The sequence below is a fragment of the Pseudoalteromonas sp. PS1M3 genome (genome assembly GCF_016865405.1).
In the GTDB taxonomy this organism is placed as follows: domain Bacteria; phylum Pseudomonadota; class Gammaproteobacteria; order Enterobacterales; family Alteromonadaceae; genus Pseudoalteromonas; species Pseudoalteromonas marina.
The window spans coordinates 458,906-472,928 of sequence record NZ_AP022625.1; the positions used below are offsets into that span (position 1 = coordinate 458,906).

General features: G+C 40.0%; 10 protein-coding genes. 9 read left to right on the forward strand and 1 reads right to left on the reverse strand.

All coding sequences use genetic code 11. The features are described 5' to 3' along the window. Window positions 1–9 precede the first annotated feature (9 nt). From PS1M3_RS18780 to PS1M3_RS18795, 4 genes are all read left to right on the forward strand, one after another. On the forward strand, window positions 10–3,162 hold the full coding sequence (locus tag PS1M3_RS18780; RefSeq protein ID WP_203987438.1) for an efflux RND transporter permease subunit: 3,153 nt from the start codon (window positions 10–12) through the stop codon (window positions 3,160–3,162). Beyond that, window positions 3,155–4,567 (forward strand): TolC family protein, encoded by a 1,413-nt coding sequence (locus PS1M3_RS18785; protein WP_203987441.1) that lies wholly within the window; start codon window positions 3,155–3,157, stop codon window positions 4,565–4,567. The genes PS1M3_RS18780 and PS1M3_RS18785 overlap by 8 nt, the downstream gene beginning before the upstream one ends. Window positions 4,568–4,576: 9 nt before the next feature. Next, window positions 4,577–5,605 carry a zinc-binding dehydrogenase gene (locus tag PS1M3_RS18790; RefSeq protein WP_203987444.1) on the forward strand — a complete coding sequence of 343 codons (1,029 nt, stop codon included), beginning with the start codon at window positions 4,577–4,579 and terminating at the stop codon, window positions 5,603–5,605. A 472-nt stretch (window positions 5,606–6,077) separates the two neighbouring features. Further along, window positions 6,078–8,333, forward strand: coding sequence for an acyl-CoA dehydrogenase (locus PS1M3_RS18795; RefSeq protein WP_058429757.1), 2,256 nt, complete (start codon window positions 6,078–6,080; stop codon window positions 8,331–8,333). A gap of 190 nt (window positions 8,334–8,523) precedes the next feature. On the opposite strand, the gene PS1M3_RS20100 is transcribed toward PS1M3_RS18795, so the two are convergent. Further along, a complete protein-coding gene (locus PS1M3_RS20100; RefSeq protein ID WP_235591591.1) occupies window positions 8,524–8,634 on the reverse strand; it encodes a hypothetical protein in 111 nt (36 codons plus the stop codon). A 379-nt stretch (window positions 8,635–9,013) separates the two neighbouring features. Between PS1M3_RS20100 and PS1M3_RS18805 the strand changes: the two genes are divergently transcribed. The 5 genes from PS1M3_RS18805 (at window position 9,014) to PS1M3_RS18825 (ending at window position 13,950) form a co-directional block, all read left to right on the forward strand. Continuing rightward, a complete protein-coding gene (locus tag PS1M3_RS18805; protein WP_203987445.1) occupies window positions 9,014–9,706 on the forward strand; it encodes a hypothetical protein in 693 nt (230 codons plus the stop codon). Between the two features lie 593 nt (window positions 9,707–10,299). After that, window positions 10,300–10,722, forward strand: a complete 423-nt coding sequence (locus PS1M3_RS18810) for a DUF4174 domain-containing protein (protein ID WP_138739656.1) — start codon at window positions 10,300–10,302, stop codon at window positions 10,720–10,722. A gap of 122 nt (window positions 10,723–10,844) precedes the next feature. Beyond that, a complete protein-coding gene (locus PS1M3_RS18815; RefSeq protein WP_203987447.1) occupies window positions 10,845–11,801 on the forward strand; it encodes a kinase in 957 nt (318 codons plus the stop codon). Between the two features lie 142 nt (window positions 11,802–11,943). Next, window positions 11,944–12,573 carry a uracil phosphoribosyltransferase gene (gene upp / locus PS1M3_RS18820; protein WP_006791732.1) on the forward strand — a complete coding sequence of 210 codons (630 nt, stop codon included), beginning with the start codon at window positions 11,944–11,946 and terminating at the stop codon, window positions 12,571–12,573. Window positions 12,574–12,711: 138 nt separating this feature from the next. Next, the gene (locus tag PS1M3_RS18825; RefSeq protein WP_138739658.1) at window positions 12,712–13,950 is read left to right on the forward strand and encodes a uracil-xanthine permease family protein; all 1,239 of its coding nucleotides are present in this window, start codon (window positions 12,712–12,714) and stop codon (window positions 13,948–13,950) included. Window positions 13,951–14,023 lie beyond the last annotated feature (73 nt).

Consider the following 14,023-nt stretch of genomic DNA (forward strand, 5'->3'; position numbering starts at 1 on the left):
GTTTTTTAGATGAAATTTTCACACTTTTTTATACAGCGACCCATTTTTGCGGCCATGCTGTCTTTGGTTATATTAATTGCCGGTGGTATTTCGTTATTCCAATTGCCAGTAAGTGAATACCCAGAAGTCGTGCCTCCTACCGTGGTTGTAACAGCAAGCTACCCAGGAGCTAACCCAACGGTAATAGCGCAAACGGTAGCAACGCCGTTAGAGCAAGAAATTAATGGTACAGAAAACATGCTGTATATGTTTTCTCAAGCAACCAGTGATGGTCGTATGACGCTGACGGTTACATTTGCACTGGGTACTGATTTAGACCGCGCCCAAGTACAAGTACAAAACCGTGTAAACAGTGCCTTGCCACGTTTACCTGAAGAAGTGCAACGTTTAGGTGTGGTGGCTGAAAAATCATCACCAGATTTAACCATGGTGGTGCACTTGTACTCACCAGAAAAATCCCACGATACCGCGTATTTGTCTAACTATGCCGACCTCTATATTAAAGACGAAATAGCACGTTTACCGGGTGTGGGTGACTTGCGTTTATTTGGCGCAGGTAAATATGCCATGCGTGTATGGTTAAACCCAGATGCGCTAGCAGCACGCGAGCTAACCGCAACAGATGTAATAACAGCACTTCGTTCACAAAACCAACAAGTAGCAGCAGGTAGCTTGGGTGCACAGCCGGTTTCTAACGACAGTCAATTTCAAGTACTGTTAAATGTAAAAGGGCGTTTAAACAGTATTGAAGAGTTTGAGCAAGTAATTATTAAAGTGGGTGATGAAGGCCAAATAACACGCCTAACAGATATTGCCCGCGTAGAGCTTGGTCAAGACAGCTATTCTTTGCGTGCTGAGCTTGACTCGCAACCTGCACTTGCAATGCCTATATTTCAACGCCCAGGGTCTAATGCCATTGAGCTTTCGGACCAAGTACGCGAAACCATGGCGCGTTTATCAAAAGACTTCCCTGAAGGTGTAGAATACGACATAGTTTATGACCCTACTGTATTTGTTCGTGGCTCTATTGATGCTGTTATTGCCACGTTGCTTGAAGCTATTGTACTAGTAGTGATTGTTGTCATTGTGTTTTTACAAACATGGCGTGCATCTATTATTCCACTTATTGCGGTGCCTATTTCACTCATTGGTACATTTGCGGTAATGCAGTGGTTAGGCGTATCTATTAACACCTTGTCGCTGTTTGGTTTAGTACTTGCCATCGGTATTGTGGTGGATGACGCCATAGTTGTAGTTGAAAATGTTGAGCGTAACATTGAACAAGGGTTATCGCCGCTTGAGGCAACACGTGTTGCTATGAGCGAAGTAACAGGGCCAATTATTGCCATTGCACTCGTATTGTGTGCTGTGTTTATTCCTACGGCATTTATTACCGGACTGTCAGGGCAATTTTATAAGCAATTTGCCTTAACAATTACTATTTCAACGGTGATTTCAGCAATTAACTCGTTAACGTTGTCGCCAGCATTAGCGGCACTGTTGTTAAAGTCTCACGATACTAAGCCAGATGCATTCACACGTTTGTTAAATAAACTATTTGGCCGCTGGCTATTTAAACCTTTTAACCGTGTATTTGACCGAGGCGCAAAAGGCTACGAAAAATTAGTTAAAAAACTAATTCGTATGAGCTTTATTGTAATGATCGGTTATGTTGCCCTAGTAGGTGGAACCATTAAGCTGTTTGATGCAGTACCTGGTGGGTTTATTCCACAACAAGACAAACAGTACTTAGTTGCCATTGCACAACTACCTGATGCAGCAAGCCTTGACCGTACTGAAGATGTTCTCAGGCAAATGCAGCAAATTGCACTTGAAGTACCAGGTGTTGCTAATACGGTTGCGTTTCCAGGTTTATCAGTAAATGGCTTTACCAACAGCCCTAACAGCGGGATTGTGTTTACCCCATTAGATGCATTTGAAGATAGAACCGATCCGAGTAAATCGGCTATGGCTATAGCCGCGCAGTTAAATCAACGGTTTGCAGCAATTGACGAAGCGTTTGTCGCAGTATTTCCACCGCCGCCAATTCAAGGCTTAGGTACTACAGGTGGCTTTAAACTTCAAATTGAAGACAGAGCAAACAAAGGTTTTGAAGCGTTATTTAACAGCCTACAAACAGTGATTGGCAAAGCGCAACAAGATCCAGCATTAATGGGTCTTTACTCAAGCTTTAGAATTCAAGTTCCACAAATGGATATTGATATTGACCGTGAACAAGCGTTAATTCAAGGCATTCCGCTTGACGAAGTGTTCAATGCTTTACAAATATACTTGGGTTCTGTGTATGTAAACGACTTTAATATGTTTGGCCGAACGTACCAAGTAAATGCGCAAGCTGATGCTGATTATCGCTTAGATCCTGATCAAATTCTTAACCTTAAAGTAAGAAACCGTGAAGGTAACATGGTGCCATTAGGCTCAATCCTAACGGTTACGCCAACAATTGGCCCAGACCGTGTAATGCACTACAACGGTTACCCAAGCGCAGAGCTTAACGGCAGTCCTGCACCTGGTTTTAGTTCTGACCAAGCTCAACTGGCAATTGAGGCTATTTTGGCCGACAACTTACCCAGTGGTATCGAGTACGAATGGACTGAAGTAACGTACCAACAAGTATTAGCAGGCAACACTATGGTGTATGTGTTCCCATTAGTTGTGTTACTGGTGTTTATGGTATTGGCTGCACAATATGAAAGCTTACGCTTACCATTGGCAATTATTTTAATTGTTCCAATGACGATATTTTCAGCATTACTTGGTGTTTGGTTTGTAGGTTCAGACAACAATATATTTACGCAAATAGCGCTTATTGTGCTGGTTGCCTTGGCCTCTAAAAATGCGATATTAATGGTTGAATTTGCAAAAGATAAAAACGATACAGGCTTATCGCATTTTGATGCAATATTAGCGGCATGTCGTATGCGTTTACGCCCAATACTTATGACATCAATCGCGTTTACAGCGGGTGTTATACCACTTGTACTAGCAACGGGTGCAGGGGCTGAAATGCGCCATGCAATGGGTAATGCCGTGTTCTCTGGGATGGTTGGTGTAACCGTGTTTGGTTTATTGTTTACCCCGGTGTTTTACATGCTTGTTGTAAAGAAAAAAGGTAATACACAGGAGTTATCAAATGACTAATCAAATAGCAAAGCGGTTTAAAACACAGTTAACCGTAGCTTCTGTATTAATGGTCACGCTCATATCTGGCTGTGCAAGTAAGGTTGACGTGCTTGACGAGCAAAAAACAATTAACGAATTTGTTGCCAGTGCTGCAGTTGCTGACCAACTAAGTGGTGCAGATGAAACTAACTGGTGGCACGCGCTTAAGTCTGAGCAGCTAAACCAATTAGTATCAGATGCACTCGCTAAAAACTACGACCTAAAAACAAGTCAGCTTGTACTAAAAAGTGCATTAGCTAGGCTGGGTGAGCAAAAAGCACAATATTTACCGCAAGGTGGTGTTGAGGTAGGCGCTCAAAGAAGCGGCTTAGGAGATACAAACTCACGCCAATCAAGTGCTAATTTTGCACTTGACTGGCAGCTGGATTTATTTGGCCGAGTTACTGCTTTAGTTGATGCCGCAAATGCATCGGCTATGAGCCAAGCAGAGCAAGTTCGTTTACTCCAAATTGAAGTTGTTTCAGCGGTTGTTAAAGGGTTTGTTAGCTATCAAGGCAATGCTGAAAAACAGCGCATTATTAGCTTACAAATACAAGCGCTTGAGCAAAGTATTGATGTGTTACAAGCGCGGGTTGATGAAGGCGTTGCAAGTGAGCTTGATTTAAACCGCACCCTAGCGCAATTACGCCAGCAACAAGCGTTAATTCCTGCCATTGAGTTTGCAAAGTACAGTGATTTATCAACGCTTGCTGTTCTTACAGGGCGTTTAACTCAAAATATTGAATTAACAAATGAACTGAGTGTGTTACGCAATAAATTTGACGTAACACTTAGTAAGCCAAATGCCGCTATTGCACTGAGGCCAGATATTAGCCGTGCAATTTATGACTTTAGCCAAGCCAATAGTTTAAGTGTGGCAGCCAGTAAAGCTTTACTACCTGATGTAAGCCTAAGTGGCTTTGCAGGTGTGTTAAGTCTAGGTAGTAATGGCTTTAGCGATACACAGCAGCAATGGCAAATTGCGCCTAAGTTGCAATGGTCAATCTTAAGCTATCCTGCTCTTTTAGCACAACGAGACGCACAACAGTTTTTAAGTGAAGCCGCTTACAGCGATTATCAAAACGTGGTGCTTAAAGCACTTAGTGAAAGTGAGCTTTCGTTGCAGGGGTTAGTTAATCAGGCACAGCAAAAACGTTTTGCAGATGAACGTTATGACTTTGCTAATAAAGCCTTTTTACAAGCAGAAGCCATGTATGAAGAAGGCCAAATCCCTTATCTAGAGTTGTTAGATGCGCGGCAGGATGTTTTAATAGCACAAGAAAATGCAGTTGAAACAACCATTTTATCGTTACTTGCTAAGGTCAATGCGTACCAATCATTTAATGGGCAATGGAGCTATGCACTAAGTAACACAAATAAGTAGAGTTTAACGATGTCTGATACTGATATTTTAACGCAAAATACTATACCGCACACAATGCGTGCCATTGTATTGGAAAAACCGAATGATCAAATAAATTTAGCTGACATTGAGTTACCTGTTCCTGAGTGCTCAGATAACGAGCTACTGATAAAAGTAGAATATGTTGGTTTAAATCCCGTTGATGGGCATTTTGCAAAATCAGGTTTTTGTCAGTGGCAGTACCCTCATATTTTGGGGCTTGATGCGGTAGGTGTTGTAGTAAAAGCAAGTAAAGGGATTCTTCCTAATGTTGGCGAGCGAGTCATGTGGCACGCCAACGTAGGTGGGCAAGGGGTACTGAGTGAATACACAAAAGTGCCTAATTTTGCAGTGTCTATTGTACCGCAAGAGTTAAACCCAGCGGTTGCTGCTGTGCTGCCTTGCGCCGGAATGGCAGCACTAATTAGCTTAGATAAAATTAGTATCACTGAAGGTCAAACTGTTTTTATTGAAGGTGGGGCAGGTGCAGTGGGGCAGTTTGCTATTCAGTACGCTAAACAGCGTGGCGCTGATGTATTTGCAACAGCCTCTAAGAAAAACCATAAACTCGTTAAACAGCTTGGCGCGGATGTTGTGTTTGACTACAACGATAAAAAGTTGTGTGAAAAAATTCGTAGAGAGCTAGGGCCGCAAGGGTTCGATGCAGTAATCGATACCGTGGGTGGTGAGTCGACAGCGCGTAATATCGAACTCATGCGTTTTTGCGGAAAAATAGCGTGTTTAAATCCATTACCTTGTTTTGAACAAGATCTAATGTACCGGCGCGCGCCAAATATCAGTGTTGTGTCGCTTGGTGGTGCATGGCTCGCTAATAGTTTATGTGCGCAGCAACGCTTGAGCTTTATGGGTAATTTATTACTCGAAGGCGCCACTAATGGTGATATTAAAGCACCGACCTTAACGCCTGTTGAGTTTAACGCAAACGCGGTATCTAATGCCTTAAACACGCAGCTCGCGGGTGGTTTTACAGGCAAGCATGTCGTAAAAATAGGTTGTTAAAAAACTCTGATTAATACAAAACGCAGCCTGTTTAAGCTGCGTTTTTTTATGCCTTTTTTAGGTGTCATTCACTTATTATTTTTTATACATTTACACTAATAAGCAAAAGCATTTTAAACAACTTGAGTGGCCATAAATCACGTATTTAACGTGTCAACTTACCCTGTTCAGTACAATAAATCAGGCTTAAATTTAAAAATTAAAACAGTCTGTATTTAAAAAAACACCCTAATTCATTACCCGCTTTGCAGATTATTTGCTTTTTGGTGCCTTTGCACGGCGTTTTATCAATCAATCTTAAAAAATTTATCATTTTCAGCGTACAGGTGTAAGCCTTTGTGTTTCAACAGTTTACGTTCGAGTAAAGAAAATAAATTGAAAAAACTGTTAATTAATTGAATAGAGTAATTGATCTAAAGCGATTTTTATGACGTAATGTAGGTATTATTTATCTGGTCGGATGAGTTCAATCATGAGTTTACGTACAAAGTTAAAAAAAGTTTTACCAAGTATTTCTATCACTGAGCAAGAAGCGCTAGACGCGGGTGATGTTTGGCTTGAAGGTTCTATCTATCAAGGTAAGCCTGATTTCAGTGCATTACGCGATGTACCAGCAGCTACATTAACAGCTGACGAACAAGCATTCCTTGACGGCCCTGTACAAGAGCTACTAGGCATGATTGACGATTCAGTAATTCAAAATGGCATTCACTTACCGAATGACATTTTAGAGTTTTTGAAAAAAGAACGTTTCTTCTCGCTTATCATTCCTAAGTCATTTGGTGGTTTAGAGTTTAGCCCTTACGCAAACTCAACAATTGTTGGCACAATTGCGACTAAAAGTTCTGCAGTAGCAGTAACAGTAATGGTACCTAACTCATTAGGTCCGGGTGAGCTACTTCTTCACTTCGGTACGCAAGAGCAACAAGCGCATTACTTACCACGCTTAGCAAACGGCACAGACATCCCATGTTTTGCCCTAACAAGCCCTGAAGCGGGTTCTGATGCAGGCGGCATTCCAGACGTTGGTAAAGTAACCAAAGGCATGCACAACGGCGAAGAAGTTCTTGGCCTAGAAATTACATGGGACAAACGTTATATCACACTTGCACCAATCGCAACTGTTCTTGGTTTAGCATTTAAAGTAGTTGACCCAGACGGTTTACTAGGTGGTAAAGAAAACCTAGGTATCACATGTGCCTTAATTCCAAAAGAGCACCCAGGTGTAGAACTTGGTAATCGCCACGATCCAATGGGTATCCGTTTTTACAACGGTACTACACGTGGTAACAAAGTATTTGTACCAATGGATTTTGTTATTGGTGGTCAGAAAAACATCGGCCGTGGTTGGCAAATGCTGGTTAGCTGTTTAGGTGCTGGCCGTGGTATTTCACTACCCGCGCTAGGTGTAAGTACAGCGCAAGTTGCACTTAAATCTGCATCTGAATACGCAGCAGTACGAGAGCAGTTTGGCCTATCAATCGGTCAGTTTGAAGGTATTCAAGAAAAGCTTGCTGACATTGCGGGTAAAACATACCTTCAAGAAGCAATGCGTGTACTGACAACTGAAGGTTTAGGCATGGGCTTAAAACCATCGGTAGTAACGGCAATTGCTAAATACCACATGACTGAACTTGGTCGCGACGTATTAGACTCGGCGATGGATATTCAAGCTGGTAAAGCGATTCAAAACGGTCCACAAAATACACTAGCAAGTGGCTACGTTGCACAACCTATTGCAATTACTGTAGAAGGCGCAAACATCCTTACTCGTAACCTGATGATATTTGGTCAAGGTGTTATGCGTTGTCACCCATACTTACAATCTATGGTTGAATCAATCCACAGCGACGACAAAGGCGCTGATGCAGAATTTAACGGTATTTTACGTAAAACAATTGGTTACAGTACAGCAAACAGCTTACGTGCATTCCGTTTAGGTGTATTACCATTTACAGCTGGCGCAAGCTCAGCATTACCAGAAGTACGTGACTACGAAAAAGCAGTACACAAACTATCTGCAAAACTTGCAGTATACGCTGACTTCTCGTTGTTAGTACTTGGCGGTAAATTAAAGCAAGCAGAAATGCTATCAGCACGTTTAGGCGATGTAATGAGCTTCTTGTACGCAGCTATGGCATCAATTAAATACTACGAGCAAAAAGTAGCGAGCAGCGAGCGCGAGCAAGCAGCACCTTACTTCCATTATGCAACTCGTTTTGCACTACAAAGCGCAGAAGAAGCATTGCACAAGTTCTTAGATAACTTCCCTGCAAGTGGTACTCGTAAGTTTATTCGTTTCGTTACAATGAACTACTCAACTAAAATGCCAAAAATCAGCGATGATTTAATCCGCGAATTAGCTGAACAAGCACAGCTTGATACAGCATTTAAAGCGCAAATAACGCATTTAGTTAAGCCTATTGAAGGCGACGGTCATCATATTAACGAGCAAGCTTATAAAGCTAAAATTGCATCACTAGCTGAACTTGCAAAAGTTAAAAAAGCATTACGTGCAAGAACCATCAAGCCAGGTGCTCGTTTTAGCATTACGCTTGAAAACGCACTTGCTGCAAACGTAATTACAGATGCTGAGTTTGCTCAGTTAATTGATTACAACAAGAAACGTGAAAAAGCGATTCGTGTTGATGAGTTCGATTTTGATATGAACATATTAGATGACAACGCACAACCAGTTAACCCACTTAAAAGTGTGGTTAACCAGTAAGCTACAAAGCTAATTCAATGATGCAAAGCGCCAGCAAAATCGGCGCTTTTATTCTTGAGTCACTAATTAGTGTGGAGCCCCTTTTGATTAAAACCAAACGGGGCTTTTTTATGTGTTTTTTAAAGTAGCAATAGATAGCGATATTGGTTTTAAAGCGAATATGTAACGCTAGAGGATTAATAAGAGACGCTCATAATTTTGAAAAAGGGCTAACAACTCCATTAGCAGCTTGTGTTTTAGCTGACATGTTACGTTTTAATAGAATATGGTCTAAAAACGCTTCGACTTCTGAATTTCCCATTGAGCTTGGATGGAGTTTGTTGTGAAAGTGAATAAAGTTTGGACCCAACTCAAATAAGCATTAATAGTTCTTAATGAATACTGTCGAGTGAGAATATAGTCCGCAATGTAATTTAAATACGCAGAGCAAGTTTTTATTTTCAATTCGTCAAATTAGCGCTGTATATATGCACAGCCATGGCTTCGTCGCTCGCATAGTCAAGAAAACGACCCATTCGCTCGTTTTATACTAAGAAGAAAACGCGCGCGGGTGAATTTTAATAACACTGGCAATTAGTTGGCAAGTTTGTTAATAATAAACCAATAAGAAAACGAGCTACGCTGTGGTAGAAATACGCGCGATTAGCTCGCTATAAACATGTTAAATTGCTAATGGAGTTTTGACCATCCGCGACATTTTAGTAACTGATCGTTCAGTAGCAGAGTTCTGCTCAACATTCGATTCAGAAATAACTGAGATAACAAATTTACTCGAACAAAGCGAGTCATGCTTTGAGCACTACTTTAGTGAGCCTGAAAAACAGAAGTACAAATGGGTTCAGGAATTCACTTTTATGACCATAGAGTCTCTTGTTACGGCAACAAGGCTTTTGATTGAAGGTCATATTAATGCTTCAGGTAATACGATGAGAATTTCATATGAATCTCTTTGTTTAGCAATACTACTTAGTGCAGAGAATAATGTATTAATTAGTGAGAGTAAAAAAGCAAAACCTGTAAATTTTTATAAGTCTTATTTACAAGGAAATAAAAATACAAAAGCTCATAAAGCCATAGGTAATGTTTTATTAAACGCTGAGACTTTAGGTTTAATTGAAGGCTATGAATGGCTCGAACAAGCAAAAAATTTTTATAATGGTTATAGCCACGCATCAATAATGACAATGGGTTCATTGATGTTACCTTCGGGCAAGCCAATTATTGCAGGTGGTTTTTATAAGGAGAAAGTAGGCTTATACAAAGATCATTTAAACTTCGTACTCAGGTTTGCAAAACATCTACCCAAGCTTATTGAGGTAGTAGCTTTACGCAATTTAACAAGCGCTTTAAAAGGAACAAAAACAGTTGGTTAGGTTCCGCTTCGCTTCACATTATAACCAACAATTTTTGTCCGCTTAAGCGGGCGTTAGCTGCCAATGAAATCTCGAACTATGAGTCTAAATTTACAAGTTTCCAAATTCTGCCTTATTTCCTTCGGCGTTTTTATGGTTATCATATTTGGCACTCCCGTTATTAGTAATTTAATAGTAATGGAGTTAATAGATATTTCAGGGTGTGACTTATCTCCTGCTGGCCCTTCGGAATGTCTAATTTTGGGGGTTGATTTTGGAAATCGATTATTTATATATGAGTCATTTATAAGTTTTATATTTGCCCCATTAGTATTCTTAATTTACTTTTGGGATATTATTTTAATTTGGTTGGTCTGCTATTTAGTTTTACATATCCAAAAATGGCGGTTAAATTACGGCAGCTAACAAGTGACTATGGGAAAGATTAACAAGACACTTATTATAAATTTTGCACTTTAAGCGGGTTAAAACAAAAACAACAACGATACCCATACAAATACTCTACAGCAATAAACGCTAAAAAATAAAATAAGCAAAACCGCAAAGCCAAATAGAACGTATTTTATTTATAAACTCTATTTTTAGGCTATGTTATGAAATATCTCAAATACCTTCCTTTACTCGTATTCAGCGTGTTTTCGAATGCTAGTGAAAGTATTCCATTGAATGACTTATCCAGTTTACGATGGGAAAATCGCCTGATTATATTAAATAAACCTACAGATACTGAGCACGTATTAAGCCTTATGAAAAACAGTTCAGAAGGGATTAATGAGCGACACATAGTTTGGTTTATTTTGAAAGAAAGTGAGGCTTTAACTAACTATTCTGGTCGGTTATCCGAGTCGTTCATGTTAAATGTTAGGCAGCAATATCAACTAAAAAACAATACCGTTACTTTAATAGGAAAAGATGGGGGCATTAAATCTCAAGGAAGCACCATTGATGTTAAAGCACTTTATTCAATTATAGATGCCATGTATATGCGACAGCGAGAAGTACAACTAAAAAATTAAAAATGGGTGCTATTTAAAAATAAAAGCTGTGGGCTTGTTAAAGCATTGGGTTTAATTAAGTACTTTCACTAATAATACCGTCTAATGCTAAACTACAAAAAAATTAATTACTTAATACAGCTATGGCATTTTACCTTTCCTTATTACAGCCTCACTTTAAACATATTGAAATAGGTGCAACACTTACCTCGCTTTGGAGCGGGTGTGGCAGTATTATTGAGTGCAGGCTTGATAATGTGCCTTGTGTTATAAAGGCGATTAGAATACCCAGTCACATAAACCATCCAAAAATTAAGCAAAGCGAATTTGCATTAAAAAGAAAGCGGCAGTCTTATAATGTTGAATATAACTTTTATAAGCATTACAGCCAGCATTTACCTAAAACAGCAAACAGTATTGAATGTGTGAGTGCTATTAATTGTGGCGATGAGTATGCGCTGGTATTTAAAAATTTTACTCAGTTTGGGTTTACGCAAGCCAGCACGTTGCATATAAAGCCAATATTAAAGTGGCTTGCTCACTTTCATGCGTTTAATTTAAATAAGCAACATGATGATTTGTGGGAGCAAGGGTGTTATTGGCATTTAAATACCCGGCCAGATGAATTTAACGCGCTTGTATCAAACCCTAATAATCAGTTTGATATAAAAGCGGCAGCTAAAAAAATAGCTTATCAGCTAGAACACCCTAAGTATAAAACGTTACTACATGGCGATGCTAAAGTGGCCAATTTTGCCGTTAATTCAAATAATGAGATACGTGGTTACGACTTTCAGTACACAGGCGCTGGCGTTGGTATAGTCGATGTTATGTATTTTATGACGAGCTGCTATAGCTGTGAAGAATTACATGCTCATGCAACAAGCGAACTTACCTATTATTTTTATGAGTTAGAACATGCGCTAACTCAGTATCAGCCTAATATACCTGCTCAAGGGGTAACAAAGGAATGGAAAGCGTTGTGGCCTGCTGCTTGGGCTGATTTTTATCGCTTTTTAGCCGGCTGGAGCCCAGAGCATTACAAAATAAATAGTTATATGCATGACCAAGTTGTTAGTTGGTTTGAAACCAACAGCTGAACTTTTACAATTGTGTTGTGCATAAATATCAAACAAACACATATATTTGCGCACAATGTATGAGAATTGGTTTAAAACTACAGGTCAAATGATCATTTTTAATATAAAATATCGCTAATTATTGTCTAAGTAGGTTTTCATCATGGCTATTCACGTTATTACTCATCCACTTGTTCAACATAAATTAGGTTTAATGCGCGCTTTCGGCATTAGCACTAAAAGCTTTCGTGAGCTGTGCTCAGAAGTTGGCACATTATTAACGTACGAAGCAACGAAAAATATTCCCCTTGAAGACAATGAAATAACTAGTTGGGACGGTAACAAACTTAACGTACAGCATATTAAAGGCAAAAAAATTACAGTGGTGCCTATCTTACGTGCAGGTTTAGGTATGATGGATGGTGTTATGCAGTTGTTGCCTGCGGCTAAAGTGAGTGTAGTTGGCCTTCAACGCAACGAAGAAACGCTTGAGCCAATTCCTTATTTTGAGAAGTTGGTTGGTAACATTGAACAACGTCTTAGCTTGGTTATTGACCCGATGCTTGCAACAGGTGGCTCGATGATTGCCACAATAGACATGTTAAAAAAAGCGGGCTGTAAAGAAATCAAAGTTATAGTGTTAGTTGCAGCCCCTGAAGGGGTAGAAAAAACGTTAGCAGCTCACCCTGATGTAGAAATATTTACCGCAGCGGTAGATAGCCACTTAAACGAGAAAGGATATATAGTGCCTGGTTTAGGTGATGCGGGTGATAAAATATTTGGTACGGTGTAGTCGTCATTAATTAGCGTTAATTGTGTTTCGCGTTATGGGCAACGCAATCATTAAAGAGGCTTTCTGAGGAAGGCCTTTTTCGTGTTTGTTTATTACTTTATAACTGCAAAAAGCAATGTTTAAATTTAGGAGTGTGTAGTGAAAAGTAACGCAACGTTTTCAATTAAAACAATTTTAACCGGCGCACAAATGCTATTTGTTGCATTTGGTGCATTGGTACTGGTGCCGTTATTAACGGGACTCGATCCTAGTGTGGCGCTATTTACTGCAGGTGTTGGCACATTACTATTTCAATTAGTGACTAAAGGGCAGGTACCAATATTTTTAGCCTCTTCGTTTGCGTTTATAGCTCCCATTATTGCAGGTGTACAAATGTGGGGCGTACCCGCTACGATGGGCGGATTAATGGCCGCTGGTGTTGCTTATATGTTGTTAGGTTTGTTAGTTAAATTTAAAGGTGTGGCGACTCTTCATAAAATTTTACCACCGGTTGTTGTTGGCCCCGTTATTATGGTGATAGGTTTAGCGCTTGCGCCTGTTGCAGTTAATATGGCAATGGGTAAAACAGGTGATGGCAGCGTTCAGCTTATTGATTACAACAGTGCTATTTTAATTTCCATGTTTTCACTTGTGGTAACGCTTATTTTTGCCGTGTGGGGTAAAGGAGTATTTAAGTTAATTCCTATATTGGCAGGCGTAATATCGGGCTATGGTTTATCGCTTGCGTTGGGGGTAGTACAGTTTGATGCGGTAAGTAATGCACATTGGTTTGCTATTCCAAACTTTACACTGCCAGAGTTTAAATGGCAGGCTATTTTGTTTATGGTGCCTGTGGCCATTGCGCCAGCTATTGAGCATATAGGCGATATGATGGCTATAAGCCAAGTGACTAAAAAAGACTTTTTAAAAAAGCCAGGTCTGCACCGTACTTTGTTTGGTGATGGATTAGCAACGTCTGCAGCATCGTTATTTGGAGGCCCGCCAAACACCACGTACTCAGAGGTGACTGGCGCGGTAATGCTAACTAAAAACTTTAATCCAAAAGTAATGATGTGGACCGCTATTATTGCTATTGCTCTGGCATTTATTGCAAAAATGGGGGCTGGGTTACAAACCATACCGGTGCCTGTGATGGGCGGTATTATGATTTTATTATTTGGTTCGATTGCGGTCGTTGGACTCAATACGTTGGTTAAGTCGGGTGATGATTTAACAGCGCCCCGTAACTTAAGTATTGTTGCCCTTATTTTAGTGTGTGGCATTGGCGGAATGTACATAGGCAGCAGTCAATTTAGTTTAGAGGGCGTTAGCTTGTGTGCCGTTTTAGGTATAGTGCTTAATTTAGTACTCCCCAAAGTAGAGCAACCCGCTGCTTAACTTTGAACATTAGTTAAAATATTTGCACCAATTTGGCGCGTTTTAAACGCGCCTTTTTTATAACCTATTAAAA

Excerpts from the sequence above, each read along its gene's own strand:
- PS1M3_RS18780 (WP_203987438.1), top strand. The coding sequence starts at position 10 with ATGAAATTTTCACACTTTTTTATACAGCGACCCATTTTTGCGGCCATG.
- PS1M3_RS18790 (WP_203987444.1), top strand. The coding sequence starts at position 4,577 with ATGTCTGATACTGATATTTTAACGCAAAATACTATACCGCACACAATG.
- upp (WP_006791732.1), top strand. The coding sequence starts at position 11,944 with ATGGCTATTCACGTTATTACTCATCCACTTGTTCAACATAAATTAGGT.
- PS1M3_RS18785 (WP_203987441.1), top strand. The coding sequence starts at position 3,155 with ATGACTAATCAAATAGCAAAGCGGTTTAAAACACAGTTAACCGTAGCT.
- PS1M3_RS20100 (WP_235591591.1), bottom strand. The coding sequence starts at position 8,634 with ATGGGAAATTCAGAAGTCGAAGCGTTTTTAGACCATATTCTATTAAAA.
- PS1M3_RS18795 (WP_058429757.1), top strand. The coding sequence starts at position 6,078 with ATGAGTTTACGTACAAAGTTAAAAAAAGTTTTACCAAGTATTTCTATC.
- PS1M3_RS18815 (WP_203987447.1), top strand. The coding sequence starts at position 10,845 with ATGGCATTTTACCTTTCCTTATTACAGCCTCACTTTAAACATATTGAA.
- PS1M3_RS18810 (WP_138739656.1), top strand. The coding sequence starts at position 10,300 with ATGAAATATCTCAAATACCTTCCTTTACTCGTATTCAGCGTGTTTTCG.